Origin of the sequence: Ornithinimicrobium carbonis (assembly GCF_050703245.1) — a bacterium.
Lineage (GTDB): Bacteria > Actinomycetota > Actinomycetes > Actinomycetales > Dermatophilaceae > Ornithinicoccus.
On record NZ_CP192647.1, the window covers coordinates 1952766 to 1967077 of the forward strand.

At 73.5% G+C, this 14312-nt stretch carries 16 protein-coding genes; 5 read left to right on the forward strand and 11 right to left on the reverse strand.

All coding sequences use genetic code 11. From position 1 onward, the window contains the following. Window positions 1-8 precede the first annotated feature (8 nt). The 3 genes from ACQ95T_RS09810 to ACQ95T_RS09820 all read right to left on the reverse strand — a co-directional run bounded on the left by ACQ95T_RS09810 (window position 9) and on the right by ACQ95T_RS09820 (window position 2806). Entirely contained in the window at window positions 9-902 is an 894-nt protein-coding gene (locus ACQ95T_RS09810; protein ID WP_425942599.1) for a hypothetical protein, read from the reverse strand. A gap of 273 nt (window positions 903-1175) precedes the next feature. Beyond that, on the reverse strand, window positions 1176-1994 hold the full coding sequence (locus ACQ95T_RS09815; protein WP_425942598.1) for a class I SAM-dependent methyltransferase: 819 nt from the start codon (window positions 1992-1994) through the stop codon (window positions 1176-1178). 44 nt (window positions 1995-2038) lie between these two features. Then, entirely contained in the window at window positions 2039-2806 is a 768-nt protein-coding gene (locus ACQ95T_RS09820) for an NUDIX hydrolase (protein WP_425942597.1), read from the reverse strand. 91 nt (window positions 2807-2897) lie between these two features. Between ACQ95T_RS09820 and ACQ95T_RS09825 the strand changes: the two genes are divergently transcribed. From ACQ95T_RS09825 to ACQ95T_RS09835, 3 genes are all read left to right on the forward strand, one after another. Next, the gene (locus ACQ95T_RS09825; RefSeq protein WP_425942596.1) at window positions 2898-3314 is read left to right on the forward strand and encodes a single-stranded DNA-binding protein; all 417 of its coding nucleotides are present in this window, start codon (window positions 2898-2900) and stop codon (window positions 3312-3314) included. Further along, window positions 3311-4168, forward strand: a complete 858-nt coding sequence (locus ACQ95T_RS09830) for a D-hexose-6-phosphate mutarotase (RefSeq protein WP_425942595.1) — start codon at window positions 3311-3313, stop codon at window positions 4166-4168. Before ACQ95T_RS09825 ends, ACQ95T_RS09830 begins: the two co-directional genes overlap by 4 nt. A 93-nt stretch (window positions 4169-4261) precedes the next feature. Further along, a complete protein-coding gene (locus ACQ95T_RS09835) occupies window positions 4262-5740 on the forward strand; it encodes an AI-2E family transporter (RefSeq protein ID WP_425942594.1) in 1479 nt (492 codons plus the stop codon). Window positions 5741-5845: 105 nt separating this feature from the next. On the opposite strand, the gene ACQ95T_RS09840 is transcribed toward ACQ95T_RS09835, so the two are convergent. After that, the gene (locus ACQ95T_RS09840) at window positions 5846-6028 is read right to left on the reverse strand and encodes a CsbD family protein (protein WP_425942593.1); all 183 of its coding nucleotides are present in this window, start codon (window positions 6026-6028) and stop codon (window positions 5846-5848) included. Between the two features lie 116 nt (window positions 6029-6144). On the opposite strand from ACQ95T_RS09840, the gene ACQ95T_RS09845 reads away from it, so the two are divergent. Then, entirely contained in the window at window positions 6145-7248 is a 1104-nt protein-coding gene (locus ACQ95T_RS09845; protein WP_431472876.1) for an MFS transporter, read from the forward strand. Further along, window positions 7242-7535 carry an MFS transporter gene (locus ACQ95T_RS09850; RefSeq protein WP_431472877.1) on the forward strand — a complete coding sequence of 98 codons (294 nt, stop codon included), beginning with the start codon at window positions 7242-7244 and terminating at the stop codon, window positions 7533-7535. The genes ACQ95T_RS09845 and ACQ95T_RS09850 overlap by 7 nt, the downstream gene beginning before the upstream one ends. Before the next feature lie 73 nt (window positions 7536-7608). Here the strand turns inward: ACQ95T_RS09850 and ACQ95T_RS09855 are convergent, their stop codons facing one another. The 7 genes from ACQ95T_RS09855 to ACQ95T_RS09885 form a co-directional block, all read right to left on the reverse strand. Then, the gene (locus ACQ95T_RS09855) at window positions 7609-7965 is read right to left on the reverse strand and encodes an RNA polymerase-binding protein RbpA (RefSeq protein ID WP_425942591.1); all 357 of its coding nucleotides are present in this window, start codon (window positions 7963-7965) and stop codon (window positions 7609-7611) included. 242 nt (window positions 7966-8207) lie between these two features. Then, the gene (locus ACQ95T_RS09860; RefSeq protein ID WP_425942590.1) at window positions 8208-8780 is read right to left on the reverse strand and encodes an FxsA family protein; all 573 of its coding nucleotides are present in this window, start codon (window positions 8778-8780) and stop codon (window positions 8208-8210) included. Continuing rightward, window positions 8777-9610 (reverse strand): polyprenol monophosphomannose synthase, encoded by an 834-nt coding sequence (locus ACQ95T_RS09865; protein WP_425942589.1) that lies wholly within the window; start codon window positions 9608-9610, stop codon window positions 8777-8779. Before ACQ95T_RS09865 ends, ACQ95T_RS09860 begins: the two co-directional genes overlap by 4 nt. Further along, entirely contained in the window at window positions 9607-11175 is a 1569-nt protein-coding gene (gene lnt, locus ACQ95T_RS09870) for an apolipoprotein N-acyltransferase (protein ID WP_425942588.1), read from the reverse strand. The genes ACQ95T_RS09865 and lnt overlap by 4 nt, the downstream gene beginning before the upstream one ends. Before the next feature lie 343 nt (window positions 11176-11518). Next, on the reverse strand, window positions 11519-11932 hold the full coding sequence (locus ACQ95T_RS09875) for a hotdog domain-containing protein (RefSeq protein WP_425942587.1): 414 nt from the start codon (window positions 11930-11932) through the stop codon (window positions 11519-11521). Next, a complete protein-coding gene (locus tag ACQ95T_RS09880; RefSeq protein WP_425942586.1) occupies window positions 11929-12753 on the reverse strand; it encodes an OAM dimerization domain-containing protein in 825 nt (274 codons plus the stop codon). The genes ACQ95T_RS09875 and ACQ95T_RS09880 overlap by 4 nt, the downstream gene beginning before the upstream one ends. After that, entirely contained in the window at window positions 12750-14309 is a 1560-nt protein-coding gene (locus ACQ95T_RS09885; RefSeq protein ID WP_431472878.1) for a lysine 5,6-aminomutase subunit alpha, read from the reverse strand. Before ACQ95T_RS09885 ends, ACQ95T_RS09880 begins: the two co-directional genes overlap by 4 nt. Window positions 14310-14312 lie beyond the last annotated feature (3 nt).

The following is a 14312-nucleotide window of genomic DNA, read 5'->3' on the forward strand; positions in this document are numbered from 1 at the left end:
TATCGGCGTTACGAGACGTCTCGGCCAGCACGCGGCACCGGTGTGCCCTCGACTCCCTGGATCCGGACCATGTCCATCGGTGTGAGCACACCGGCGGACCGGTGCGGGACCATGTCCATGACGCTCATGTAGAGGGCCTGGTCGACGTGCCCCTCGAACTCCACGGGCCGCGGGCTGACCGCCAGGATCGTGGCGGCCACGCACGCGGCCGCGGCGGTCTGGGACGCCGGGTGCCCGGGCGAGACGTCGACCATGTTCGGCACGAGAATGCCGTCGATCACCGCGGTCATCATGGTCGCGGCGACGGCACGACCATCGCCGGCACGCGCGACGAAGCTGGCCTCCCGGTCCAAGGACCCGGCGAACCACGTGCGGAACGCCTCGCGGGTCGCCTCCACGTCCTTCACGGGCAGGAAACCCTGGTGCGCCGGCACGTAGGCGACCATCCACAGGTCGAGCAGCTCCTCCAGCGTGAAGTCGGTGCCGGGGGCCAGGGCCAGGCGCTCCCGCTCGGCCTTCGCGAGACGTTCCTGCGACCAGGCGAGCACGTCGGGGTGGCTGGTGCGGATCGCTCCGGGGGGCAGACTCTGCATCACCTCCACGTGGCCGACCACGGCGACCGCCTCCGCCTTCGGGGTGCCAGGCACGACACGCAGCATCACCGGTCGTTCGTCCTCGGCGACCAGTGCCCTCAGCAGGTCGGCACCTCGCCCCGGCTGGCAGGCCAGCTCGACCAGGTCGACGTCGGCGTCCGGACCGCCGCGACGGCGCAGGCCGGAGGCGACCACCTCGCCGTGGACCTCCTCGACGAGACTGCGGCTCTCACCGAGGTCGGCGTCGGGCTCCAGCCACGGCGCACCGTCGACGGGCAGATCGGACACGAGGCAGGCTCGGACGCTCATGCTTCACCGTGCCAGCGCGGCAGCGGCCCTGGCAAGACCGATCCTGCGCCGGACCGCGACGAGCGGCGGCCGCTACGGTGGTGCCGTGCGGCCCGACACCCAGCGTCGAGACCAGCCCGTGGGCATCGACGGGGTGCTGGCCGCGGGGCTGGTCACCGCGGCCGCGGTGCTCGTGCTGTCTGGCTCAGCGGGCTGATCGCGGTGGTGCTCGCCCTGAAGCACTGGGCCCGACGGCCTCGGGCCGGGGCCACGACGTAGGCGGCCGCCGGCCGGTCAGCGTGGTCGACGGCCGACCGCCAGCAGGTGCGGACTGCGCTCCGCCAGGGCGTCGAGCGAACCCGGGCGTCCGGCCAGCCCCTCCTCCAGGCGCTCGACCAGCTCCACCGCGAGCGCCACGAGCCGCTCGTCCCCGGCCGCCAGCCCCAGCGCACCCACACCGGGTCCCTCGACGCCGTGCACGACGACGTCGGTGAACCCGGCGGTCCTGACCTCCTGACGCAGCTGGGCCACCGAGTGCAGGTGTCCCCCGGGGAACCCGCCGTGCGTGCTGAACCAGACACCTGTCCGAAGGATCTCCAGGTCGGCCCGGCCCAGGTCGGGGAATCCACGGGTGGTCACCGCCTCGGTGAACGCCGCGAGCCGACCGATCCCCTGCGCGAACAGGGTCCCGCCCGGCCGGAGGACCCGGCGGGCCTCGGCGAGGGCGGTGGCCCGGTCGACGACGGTGACGAGGTGGTACAGCGGACCCAGCAGCAGGACCGCGTCGACCGAGCCGTCCGCGGCGGGCAGCGCACGGGCGTCCCCGACCAGCGCGGTGAAGGTCCCCGCCTGCGCGGCGCGAGCCACCTGGGAGGGCACCGGGTCCACGAGGGTCACCTCGTGCCCGGCCCCGGCCAGCCAGCGGCTGTGCACCCCGGTCGCACCACCGACGTCCAGGACCCTGGACCCCGGTGCCAGCAGACCGGTGACGATGCGGCGGGTGCGCTCGAGCTCCACCTGGCCGTCGACCGACGACCCCGTCCGTGCGTCCTCGTCGAACGGCCCGCCGTAGAAGTCCTGGATGGCCTCGTCGAGACGGTGCTGGACGCCCATGGGCCAGCACACTACCGGGGGTCCACCGGGCGCCGGACGGTCGTCTAGCGCCAGGCGAAGACGGGCTGCTCGAAGTGGTGGACCGGGTCGGTGCGCCCCTGCAGCCCCAGCCACCCGAGCTGCAGCACCACCGCTGCCGTCGGCGCGTGCACCACCTCCTCCCCCAGCACGAGCTCCACGACCGGCCGCTCGCTCTGCGGGATGCGCGTGAAGCGGGGCGAGTCCTGACGCAGCAGGTGGTGCAGACCCACGCGGAAGACGGCCTGCACCTCAGCGGGGTCCGGGCGCAGGTCCCCCGCTCCCCCGGCCCACAGCACCACCGGTGTCATGACGAACCCCGACCGCGTCCCGTAGTCGTCCATGAGGCCGAGCACGTCCTCCTCCCCCAGCCGCAGCCCCACCTCCTCCTCGGTCTCCCGCAGGGCCGCGGTCACGGGGTCCTCACCGGGGTCCAGCCGGCCACCGGGCAGGGCGTACTGCCCCCCGTGACGGCGCAGCCCCGGTGGCCGCCGGCACAGCAGGAAGGCCGCTCCCCCGTCGGCACGGTCCAGTCCCTGCCCCAGCAGGGCCGGGTCGTGGACCGGTGTGCCGTCGGCACGGCGCGCCTCCGTGCGGGCACCACCGGCGACGGACTGCACGAGCACGATCGCGACGGCCGCGTGGCGGCGCCCGTCCAGGGCTGCCTCGCGCCGAGCATGACCGGCCAGGTTCACCACCACCCGGTCGCGCAGCTCCCCGTCGTAGCGCACGGGCGCCGGCCACGCACGGGTGCCACAACGGTCCGCCTCCATCCGGGCACCGTAGCCGGTCACGTCCTGCACATCCCCGCCGCCAGGGTCCGCCTCGTCCACATCCACGACGCCGGGCCTGGCACGACGGTCGAGCGGCGGGGACGCTGGCAGCATGACCAGCACGAAGGAACCAGTGGTCCCGGCGGTCGACCACGGACGGGCCAGCACGGGGAGCGGGGAGGAGGCAGCGGTCAACGAGGTCCACCTCGTGGGCCGGGTCAGCGGTGCACCGGTGACCCGGGAGATGCCCAGCGGCGACCAGCTCGTCCAGTTCCGGGTCGTGGTGCCCAGGCCGGGCCGCGGGGAGCCCGGCGGACGCCGGCAGGTGGACACCCTGGAGGTGGCGTGCTGGACCGCGCGGACACGCAGGACCGCCGGTCGGCTCCCGGACGGGCAGGTGGTGGAGGTGCATGGAAGCCTTCGGCGACGCTTCTTCGGCAGCGCCGCCGGACGGTCCTCCCGCTACGAGGTGGAGGCGACGGCGGTGCGCCGGGTCAGACCGGGGGTGACGCCTAGGCTGGCTCCATGACCCTGACCCCACGGATCCATGTCGAGGGGCCCTCGCGCCTCGTCGCCTACGACTTCGGCGCCCACCTCGCCGAGTGGACAGTCGACGGTCTGCCCGTCGTCTGGCTCAGCGAGGCGGCCGTCCTGGACGGGTCCAGGCCGATCAGGGGCGGTGTGCCGGTCTGCTACCCGTGGTTCGCCGACGGTCCCGACGGAGGTCTCAGCCCCAGCCACGGCGTGGTCCGCACGAGCACCTGGTCGCCCGTCGACCCGGAGCCTGACGAGGTGTGGGCCTGGGCGGTCGGGGGCCAGGACGTGCTCGGCTCCCCCGGTGCGGAGCACGTGCCCGGCGACTTCGACCTCCGGTATGCCGTGTCGCTCGCCGACGGCGAGCCCGGTCCGGTCATGGACCTGTCGTTGCGCGTGCACAACCCCACCACCGAGGACCAGGTCGTCGAGGTGGCCCTGCACACCTACCTGCACGTGGGAGACGTCCGGGAGATCGCCGTCCTGGGTCTGGAGGAGGCCCCCTACCTGGACAAGGTCACGGGTCGGCACGAGGTCCAGGACGGTCCCCTGCAGCTCGCCGGCGAGACGGACCGCGTCTACGACCGCAGCGGCCCCGTGGTCGTCGAGGACCGGGCCTCCCTGCGTGCCCTGCACGTCCTCCCCCGCGGCGCTGCGCAGACCGTGGTGTGGAACCCCTGGCAGGACAAGGCCGCCGGACTCGAGGACCTGGGTGACGAGGAGTGGCTGCGGTTCGTGTGCGTCGAGACGGTCGCGCGCGGGGACCGTGCACTCGTGGTCGCCGCCGGGGCGACGGCCCGGATCGGCGTTCGCGTCGTCCCGACCACCCTCGCCGACGACCCCGGGTGATCTCCCGGGCAGGTTCTGGGCACGGTCCACGACGTGGGTGATGCGAGACTAGGGCGTCGGCGACCGCCGACCGACGAGCGACCAGGAGTGGGGATGCCTGAATCCGACCTGCAGAGGGAGACGCGCGAGGTCACCTCGGCCAACGTGCCGGTGGAGGAGGCCGCGGAGGACGTGGGCCACCGCCCGCCGACCGTCCCGGGCAGCCAGCAGCCCCCCCTGGGCCGTCCCGAGGAGACGACCAACGTCGGGGTCGACCGGGGTCGGGTCATCGGGGTGGGGATGAAGGCCGTGGCGGACTGGAGCCTGCGCTTCCTCTTCGTCGCCGCCGCCCTGTGGGTCCTGTGGTGGATCCTGGGCAAGGTCTGGGTCGGTGTCCTGCCCATCATCCTGGCCCTCATCGTCTCCACCGTGCTGTGGCCCGTGGTCAACCTCCTGCGCCGCAAACTCGCCCCGGCGCTGGCCACCGTGCTGACCCTGCTGCTGGCCTTCGGCCTGGTCGGCGGCGTGCTCACCGCGCTGGCGCCCTCGGTGGCCAGCCAGTCCCAGGAGATCTTCGAGCAGGCCTCGGACGGCATCGGGCAGGTCAGCGACTGGCTCAACGGTCCCCCGCTGAACCTGGAGCAGACCCAGGTCGACCAGTACGTCGGCACCGCCGTCGACTGGTTGCAGGACCAGAGCACCCAGGCCGCCAGCTACCTGGCGACCGGGGTGGGTGCCGTGGGGTCGGCACTGGTGACGCTGGCGATGGTGCTGGTCCTGACCTTCTTCTTCCTCAAGGACGGTCCGGAGTTCCTGCCGTGGTTGCGACGGACCATGGGACGCTCCGCGGGACGCCACCTCACCGAGGCCCTGACCCGGGTGTGGAACACGCTCGGCGGGTTCATCCGCACCCAGGCGATCGTCAGCGCCGCCGACGCGGTGCTCATCGGGGCGGGTCTGCTCATCCTGCAGGTGCCGCTGGCCCTGGCCCTGGCCGTCCTGACCTTCGCCGGCGGTTTCATCCCCATCGTCGGGGCCCTCATCGCCGGGGGCCTCGCCGTCCTGGTCGCGCTGGTCACCCAGGGCTTCACCACCGCGGTCTGGGTCCTCGTCCTCGTGCTGGCGGTCCAGCAGATCGAGGGCAACGTCCTTCAGCCGGCCCTGCAGGGCCGCAGCATGCAGATGCACCCCGGCATCATCCTGCTGGCGGTGGCGGGGGGCGGGACGCTCTTCGGCATCATCGGTGCCTTCCTCGCCGTGCCGGTGGCCGCGTCGGTGGTGGTGCTCCTGCGCTACCTCAGCGAGCAGGTCGACCTGCGCACCGGCGACCTGACCGCCGACGACCTGGCGGTGACCACTCCCGAGGGGGCGGTGGCTGCGGCCCGCGCCGAGCACGAGGCACCGCTCTTCCGTGCGCGGGCCGCCGAGGAGCACGAGCAGGAGGAGCGCACGATCCAGCAGGTGGTGCGCGGGGGGCGCAGCCGACCCCGGCTCCCCCGACGGCGCCCGAGAGGGGCGACACGGGCCACCCGGCCTGGGAAGCGGGACGCTCCTGCCCCGCGCGAGGACGGCCCGGACCCCTCGGCGACCTGAGCCGGCCCCCGGACGTCCGTCGCACGCGGAGGACCCACCACCCCGCACGGGGCGGTGGGTCCTCGTCGGCCGACGGCGCGCCGACCTCAGGTCGGCGGCCGGGTGTCAGCGGGTGGCGTCGTTGAAGCCGTCCTTCACGTTCTCGCCTGCCTTCTTGGCGCTGGCGGACAGCTGCTCGCCCTTGCCCTCAGCCTGCATCTGCTCGTTGTCGGTGGCGTCGCCGACGCCCTCCTTGGCCTTGCCCTTGGCATCCTCGGCCGCGTTCGAGATCTTGTCACCCAGTCCCATGACGACTCCTTTCGTTGGACGGAACGTACGCTGCCTACCCTGCCTCATCCCGGGCACGGCGCAACTCGAGCCGTGCCTGCGCTCTTCCCGTCGCGCCCGTGTGGCACGCTCGCCCCATGACCTCAGCCACCGGATTGCTGCGCGCCGATCCCGAGCTCGAGCGGACCCGGGCCCACCAGCGCGCCTGGGGCTGGTACGACTGGGCCAACTCGGCCTACGTCACCACCACCGGCACGGTCCTGATCAGTCCCTACCTGACCGCGCTGGCCCGCGCGGACGCGTGCCCGGACCTCGTGGCGGGGCAGGTCTGCGACGAGCGGCTCTCGATCCTGGGTCTGCCCGTGGCGGTCGGGTCGCTCGCGCCGTACACGATCACGGTCGCCACCCTCGTCTCGGCCGTCGTGCTCCTCTTCGTCGGCGCCGTCGCCGACCGCCACCCCCGGCCGACCCACCTGCTGGGCGGTCTGGCCTGGTCGGGCGCCGCGGCCGCCTCGGCGATGTTCTTCCTGCAGGGCAGCAGCTGGCAGCTCGGCGTGCTGCTCGTCGTGGTGGCCAACCTGTGCCTGGGGGCCTCCACGGTCGTCTACGACGCCCTGCTCAACCGGGTGGCCCATCCGGACGACCGCGACAAGGTGTCCTCCCGGGCCTGGGCCCTGGGCTACCTCGGCGGAGGTCTGCTCCTCGCGCTCAACCTGGGCCTGATGCAGGTGCACGAGAGCCTGGGGCTGAGCTACGAGATGGCGATCCGGATCTCCCTGCTCTCCGCCGGACTGTGGTGGGCGGTCTTCACCCTCATCCCGGTGGTCGGCCTGCGCCGCATCCGCGGGACCACCGCTCCCCCGGTCGACCGCGCCGCCGGCGTGCTGGGCGGCACGTTCACCCAGCTGCGGCACACCTTCGGTGAGCTGCGCTCCTACCCGCACACCCTCACCTTCCTGCTGGCCTACCTGTTCTTCAACGACGGCATCCAGACGGTCATCACGTCGGCCAGCCTCTACGGCACCGAGGCGCTGGGGTTCGACACCAGCCAGATGATCATCACCATCCTCGTCGTGCAGTTCGTCGCCTTCGGCGGGGCCCTGGCCTTCGGGGTCGTCGCCGGCCGGGCAGGGGCGAAACGGACGGTCCTGGGCGGCATCCTCATGTGGACCCTCGTCGTGGCCTTCGCCTACTTCGTCCGGCCGGCGCCTTCGGGGTGTGGATGGTCTGCGCCGTGCTGATCGGCACGGTGATGGGCGGCACCCAGGCCCTCTCCCGGTCGCTGTACTCCCAGCTGGTCCCGCAGGGGCGGGAGTCGGAGTTCTTCAGCTTCTACCAGGCCATGGAGCGCGGGACGAGCTGGTTCGGGACCCTGGCGTTCGGCCTGACCTACCAGCTCACCGGGTCCTACCGACCGGCGATCCTGGTGACCATCGCCTTCTTCGTCGTCGGAGGCCTGATCCTCACGAGGGTGCGGGTGCGCGAGGGCATCGCGATGGCCGGCAACGAGCAGCCGCGCATCGTCTGAGCCCTCGCCCGCACGCACGACGACCCCGGACCGTGGGGTCCGGGGCCGTCGAGGGGTATGAGGTCGGGGCGCCTCAGGCGCTGCGGCGCCGGGGCTTCTCGCCACGCTGCGTGCGCAGCAGGTCCAGACGCTCCTCCAGCAGCTCCTCCAGCTCGGGGATGGACCGGCGCTCGAGCAGCATGTCCCAGTGGGTGCGCTGGTGCTTGGTCGTCTTGGCCTCCGGCTCGGGGCCGTCGACGAGCTTGGCGTCCAGCCCGCAGCGGCACTCCCACAGCGACGGGATCTCGGCCTCCACCGAGAACGGCAGCTCGCTGATGTGCCCGTCGGGGCAGACGTACCGCGTGATCTGGCGCTCACTGAACGTGACGCCCTCGTCGCTCTCGAACGACAACCAGCTCAGGTTGGTTCCGCGCAGGGACCTCTCAGCCATGTGCACTCCCCTCGTGTCCAGGACACGTGATTAGGATCGGGTCGGTCGTGTGACTCCTGAGGGGACAACGCCCGCCACGGTCACCGTGTTCCCCGCCGCTGCCGCACGGCGGTGCACCCGGAGGCACCGGCACGCTTGCAGGGGGACGTTCCATCGTAGCGGAGGCTGGTGCGCCGGGCCAGTCGTGCTGGTCAGGCCCCGGTTGGCACAGCGCGGTGGCTGGCCCACCGCGGCGGCGAGACCTACTCCTCCAGCCGTGGCCGACCGGGGGCGGTGCTCCCCGGGGGCGGGGTCTCCTCCACGACCTCGCCCTCGATGACCTCTCCCCCGCCCCGCCGGGACCCGGGTCCCGACCCGGGGCGCCACGACGTCTGCGGCCACCCGGGTCCCCCGACCACCCCGGCGGAGGCCCTGACCGCCTGGCGGGCGACGAGCAGCTGGAACAGCCGCCGGGCCCACGGCCGGGTGAACGGCAGCACGGCCACCAGCCCGAGCAGGTCGCTGACGAAGCCCGGGAGCACGAGCAGGAAGGCACCGACCATGACGAGGATGGCGTCGGTGACCTCGTCGGTGGGAGCCCTGCCCGAGCGGACGGCGTCCTGCATGGCGCGGTAGGTGCGGCCCGACTCACGGCGGCCCAGCCAGGCTCCGACCAGGCCGACCCCGACGACGAGGGCCAGGGTCCACCAGAACCCGATCTGCTGGCCCACGAGGACGAGGACGACCAGCTCCAGGAGCGGCAGGGCGACCAGGCCCGCCAGCAGCCAGCGCAGGCCGGAGCGCCGACGGGGCGGCGGGGTGGGGTGTGCGGTCACGGGACGTCCTCCTCGAGGTGGTGCCACCGGGGAGAACGCCCCGCGGCGCCGGCGCGTTCCCGGGCCCCCGTCCCCCGCGCCAGGTGGCCGCGGACCTGACGCCAGCGGCGACGGGCACCCCATACCCCCACGCGGAGGGCGGCCTCGCGCACGATCGCGTCGTCCATCTTGGAGGTGCCGACCTCCCGCTCCACGAACGCGACGGGGACCTCCACCACGCGCAGCCCCTCGTCCAGGGCCCGCAGCGTGAGGTCGACCTGGAAGCAGTAGCCCTGGGAGGCCACGGCCGCGGTGTCCATCGCCCGCAGGGCCGACGCGCGGTAGACCCGGAAGCCGGCCGTCGCGTCGTGCACCGGGATGCCCAGCAGCAGCCGGGCGTAGGTGTTGGCGCCCACCGACAGTGCCCGCCGGTGCGCGGGCCAGTTGTGCACCGTACCGCCGGGGACGTAGCGCGACCCCACGACCACGTCGGCGTCCGCGGCCGCCGCCAGCAGGTCGGGGAGCTGCTCGGGCTGGTGGGACCCGTCGGCGTCGATCTGCACGACGGCGTCGTGGTCCCGCTCCAGGGCCCAGGCGAAACCGGCCAGGTACGCCGGGCCCAGGCCCTGCTTGCCGGGTCGGTGCAGCACGTGCACACGCCCGTCCTCGGCGGCGAGCCGGTCGGCGATCTCCCCGGTCCCGTCGGGGCTGGCGTCGTCGAGCACCAGCACGTCCGCCTGCGGCACCGCCGCCCGGATCCGCCGCACGATCATCTCGACGTTGCCGGCCTCGTCGTAGGTGGGCACGCACACGCAGACGCGCCGGATCACCGGCCGAGGGCTCGTCGTCACCGGGGCAGCCTAACCGCGGGCGTACGGTCACCCCGAGCCGACGCGGACGCGCGGGCGGCCTGCAGCAAGGTCCGGAGCAGGGCGCCGGCGAGCACGACGGCGGCGACGGGGGCCACCCAGGGGCCGACGTGGAGGGCGGGCGTGGTGGCCGAGCGCAGGGGCAGGTCCCCCACGAGGGTCGCGCGGGTGTACAGGTCCGTCGGCTCGTGCACCCGACCGTCGGGGGTGATCAGCCCGGAGACCCCGACGTTGCTGATGTGCACGACCGAGCGGCCGTGCTCGACCGCCCGGACGCGGGAGGCGGCGATGTGCTGCACCGACTGGTGCCCCTCCCCGAACCAGGCGTTGCTGGTCGGGACGACGAGCAGGTCGGCCCCCTCACGCACCACGTCCCGGACGGCCGGGTCCACGACCACCTCAAAGCAGATCCCCAGGCCCAGGTCGACCGTGCGGCCGTCGGGCAGCGGCACCGGCATGGTGCCCGGCTCGGTCCCGGCCGACAGGTCGGAGATCCGGTCGACCCACGGGCTCAGGTGGCGCAGGAGGGGACGCAGCGGCACGAACTCGCCGAAAGGTGCGAGGTAGACCTTGCTGTACACCTGGTCCAGGCCCTCGCCCGGCAGGTAGCTGAACATCGTGTTGTAGGGGTCCTCGCCACCCTGCCGGGAGATGCCCCCGAGCACGACCGGGGCGTCCACGGCGTCCACCGCCTCCATGATCCGCCCGGTCGTCTCCGCGCCCCGCACGGGGTGCAGCGGGTCGAGGTCGCTCGCCCCCTCGGGCCACAGGACCAGGTCCGGCGCCTCCTGTCGCCCCGCGGCCACGTCCTCGGCCAGCCCGGTGGTCTGCTCGGTGTAGCGCTGCAGCATCGTGCCGCGCTCGGCGGTCAGGGTGCGGGTGAAGCCCTCCGGGATGTCTCCCTGGACGGCGGCGACCGTGACGGGGTCCCCGGCCGTGGGCCGGGGCACCAGCAGCGGCACCAGGACGAGGCCGGCGGCGGCCAGGACCGGCACCCAGGCCGTGCTCCGGCGCGGGGCAGGTCGCGCGCGGGCCAGGCGCTGCACCCCCAGCGCCAGCAGCCCGCCGACGAGGGCGACGAGCAGACCCAGGCCCGGGACCCCGACGAGGGCCACCGCACCCAGCAGGGGCGAGTCGGCCTGGCTGAAGCCCAGGCGCGCCCACGGGAAGCCGCCGAACGGCGTGACGGCGCGGGCCTGCTCCATGACGACCCACGCGGCGGCCCCGACGAACGGGCGGACGCGGCCGTCGCGCTGGAGGAGGGCCAGGACAGCTCCCAGCGCGGCGGGGTACAGCGCCGACGCCACGCTCATGGCCGCCCACGGCGCGGTCCCGGCGTAGGTGCTCGCCCAGGTGAACATCGGGGCGAACCAGGTCAGCCCCAGGCCGAGGCCGGCCAGCGCACCGACCCACCACCGCGTGCCGGCGGTGGCCAGCGCGAGGGCACCGGTCCCGAGGAAGGCCAGCGGCCAGACGTCGAACCCGGGGAAGGCCAGCCAGACGGCCACCCCGCCCAGGACGGCGAGCAGGAGGCGGACGGGCAGCACCCCCCCAGGGTAGGTGCCCCTCGCCGCCGTCGGAAAAGCCCCTCAGGACGCGGCCCGGCCCCGGCACCTTTGGGGCCGACCACGGGACGGCTGGTGACCGTCCCGCAACCGTTGTCTACTCGGTGCACGGGGCCGTGGCTCCCCGACGACTTGCGTCGCGTTCGTGGGGACCAGATGAACGTAGGTCGCCTGCCGCACGGCTGTCAACAGGGCGCTGACCTGCGACGATGGCGCATACTCGCAGGTCACGAGCACCCCGGCCGACGGAGTGATCCTGGCCTCCGACCACCTGTCCCCGGCGTGTCGCGCTGGACACGCCGCACGGTGCTCTCCGCGGGCTGCTTCAGGCCTGAGGAGGGACCACGACGGTGCCGCGGGCCCGGGTGGCCACCAGGGCCGGCTCCAGCACCGCGGCGGCCGAGACCCCCCGGGAGGCCTCGCCCCGGGCGACGACGCGGACCTCGAGGTCCATCTCCCGGCTGCGGCTGCCCACCCGCACCAGGGTGGCGCTGACCTCCAGGCAGTCGCCGGCCCGCACCGGGGCCAGGAACTGCACGTCGCTGTAGGAGGCGAAGAGCCCCTCGTCGCCGTCGGTGCGGATGCACAGCTCGGTGGCCACGTCCCCGAACAGGGCGAGGCTGTAGGCACCGTCCACGAGGTTCCCCGCGTAGTGGGCGTGGGAGTAGGGGACGTAGCGGGCATGGGTCACGCCCATCCCGACGGTGGCGGGGCTGGCGGCGGGCTCGTGCGTGGTCATGGGCGTGACCTTCCGTTCTCGACGAGGGCATGGACAAGGTATGACGCGACCTCGCCGGGGGTGGTCCCCCGGCCGAAGATCCGGTCCACGCCCAGCTGGCCGGCTGAGCCCTCCTCGAACCGGGGGCCGCCGACGACGAGCAGCGGCACCTCCCCGGCCGGGTAGGCCTCCCTGAAGGCGGCCGCCATCTGGGTGGTGTTGGAGATGTGCGCGTCGCGCTGGGTGACGACCTGGGAGACCAGGACCGCGTCGGCCCCCGCCTCCCGGGCGCTCTCCACCAGCTCCGGGACGAGCACCTGCGCGCCGAGGTTGACGACGGTGATCTCGGAGTAGTACTCCAGCCCCTTCTCCCCCGCGAACCCCTTGATGTTGAGGATCGCGTCGATGCCCACCGTGTGCGCGTCGGTCCCGATGCAGGCGCCGACGACGACGAGGGGCCGGCGCAGGCGCTCCCGGATGGCGGCGTTGACCTCCTTGGGGGTCAGCAGCGGGTGGTCGCGCTCGACGACCTGCACCTGGGAGAGGTCCACGAGGTGGCTCACGCTGCCGTAGACGATGAAGAAGGTGTGGCGTGGTCCCACGGCCTTGGCGTGCACGAGGAGAGCCGGGGCCAGGCCCATCTTCCCGGCGAGCTGCAAGGCTGCGCCCTCGGCCCGCTTGTCGTGCGGCACGGGCAGGGTGAAGGAGACCTGCACCATGCCGTCGCCGGTGGTGTCGCCGTAGGGGCGGACCACGGTCGGCTGCGTGCTCGCGTCCACCTGCGTCGTCGCGTCCACCTGCGTCTCCGTGGTCGTCCCGGTCGTCCCGGTCGTCGCGGTCACTGCGACCCCTCCTCGAGCATCGTGATGGCCGGGTTGTCGTAGTCGTCGGCCCGCACGACCACTCCGTCCAGGCCCTTGCCGCGGTCCGCCGGCCGCTTCATCAGGCCGAAGGTGCCGTCGCCGATGGCCTCCAGCAGGGGGATCGATGCGGTGCCGCTCGCGCCCTCGTCCCGGGTGATCCGCTCCAGCAGGTCCACGGCCTCGGTGAGGACCTGGCGCGCCCGGGTCTGGATGAACCCCTCCGGCGGCGGTCGGAAGTCCTCGGTCAGTCCGCCGGCCGCCCCCAGCACGTAGCGCACGTTCTGCAGGGCCAGGTCCCGGTCGGACAGCCACGGCGTCACCACGGCCTCGGTCATCATCCCCACGAGCAGGATGGACTGGCCGGTCAGCACCCCCGCGAGGTTGAAGAACCCGTCGAGCAGGTGACCCTTGAAGACGTCGCCGGTCATGTGCTTGGTCGGCGGCATCCACTTCAGCGGCGCGTCCGGGAAGAGCTGGCGGGCCAGCAGGGCGTGCGCCAGCTCCATCCGGAACGACTCCGGCAGGTCGGGGTCGATCTCGAAGGCGTGGCCCAGGCCCAGCTGCCAGTCCTGCAGGCCCGCCTCGGTGCCGAAGTACTCGTTCAGCAGCTGCGACACGGTGACGGTGTGGGCGGCCTCGACGGCGTCGGCGGTGGTGAGGTAGTTGTCCTCGCCGGTGTTGATGATGATGCCGGCCCGGGCGTGGATCTGCCGGGAGAAGCGCTGGTCGACGAAGGTGCGGACCGGGTTGATGTCGCGGAAGAGGATGCCGTACATCGAGTCGTTGAGCATCATGTCCAGCCGCTCCAGGCCGGCCAGGGTGGCGATCTCGGGCATGCACAGCCCGGAGGCGTAGTTGGTCAGGCGCACGTAGCGGCCCAGCTCGGCGCCCACCTCGTCCAGCGCCTCCCGCATGAGCCGGAAGTTCTCCTGGGTGGCGTAGGTGCCGGCGAAGCCCTCGCGGGTGGCACCCTCGGGGACGTAGTCCAGCAGCGACTGGCCGGTGGAGCGGATGACCGCGATGACGTCGGCCCCCGCCCGGGCCGCCGACTGCGCCTGCGGGATGTCCTCGTAGATGTCGCCGGTGGCCACGATGAGGTAGACCCACGGTCGCTGCGGCGGGTCGCCCAGCCGGGAGACCAGGCGTTCCCTGGTGGCCCGCTGCCGGTCGATGCGGCGCAGGCCCGGGCGGACGGCCGCGCGGGCGGCCCGGCGGGCCGCCGTGAGCTCGCGACGCCGGTCGGGCAGCCGGAAGGCCACCGCCCCTGCGGACGCCTTCTGGGCGAGGGTGAGCAGGTCGGGCGCCTCCTCCCGGCGCAGGGCGTCCCAGACCGGGGTGGTCACGCCGTGCTCGAGGCCCACCTGGTCCCGGACCGCGTCGACGAGGTGGTTGACCCACGGCACGCGCTCGTGGTCGGCCCCGGCCAGGCCGGCGAGCCGGAGCGTCGCCCGCTCCACGGACACGGTCGTGCGGGTGCGGGTCATCTCCACGACGGGCTCGCCGAGCCGGCGCGCCAGGGTGCGGGCCCGGCGCACCAC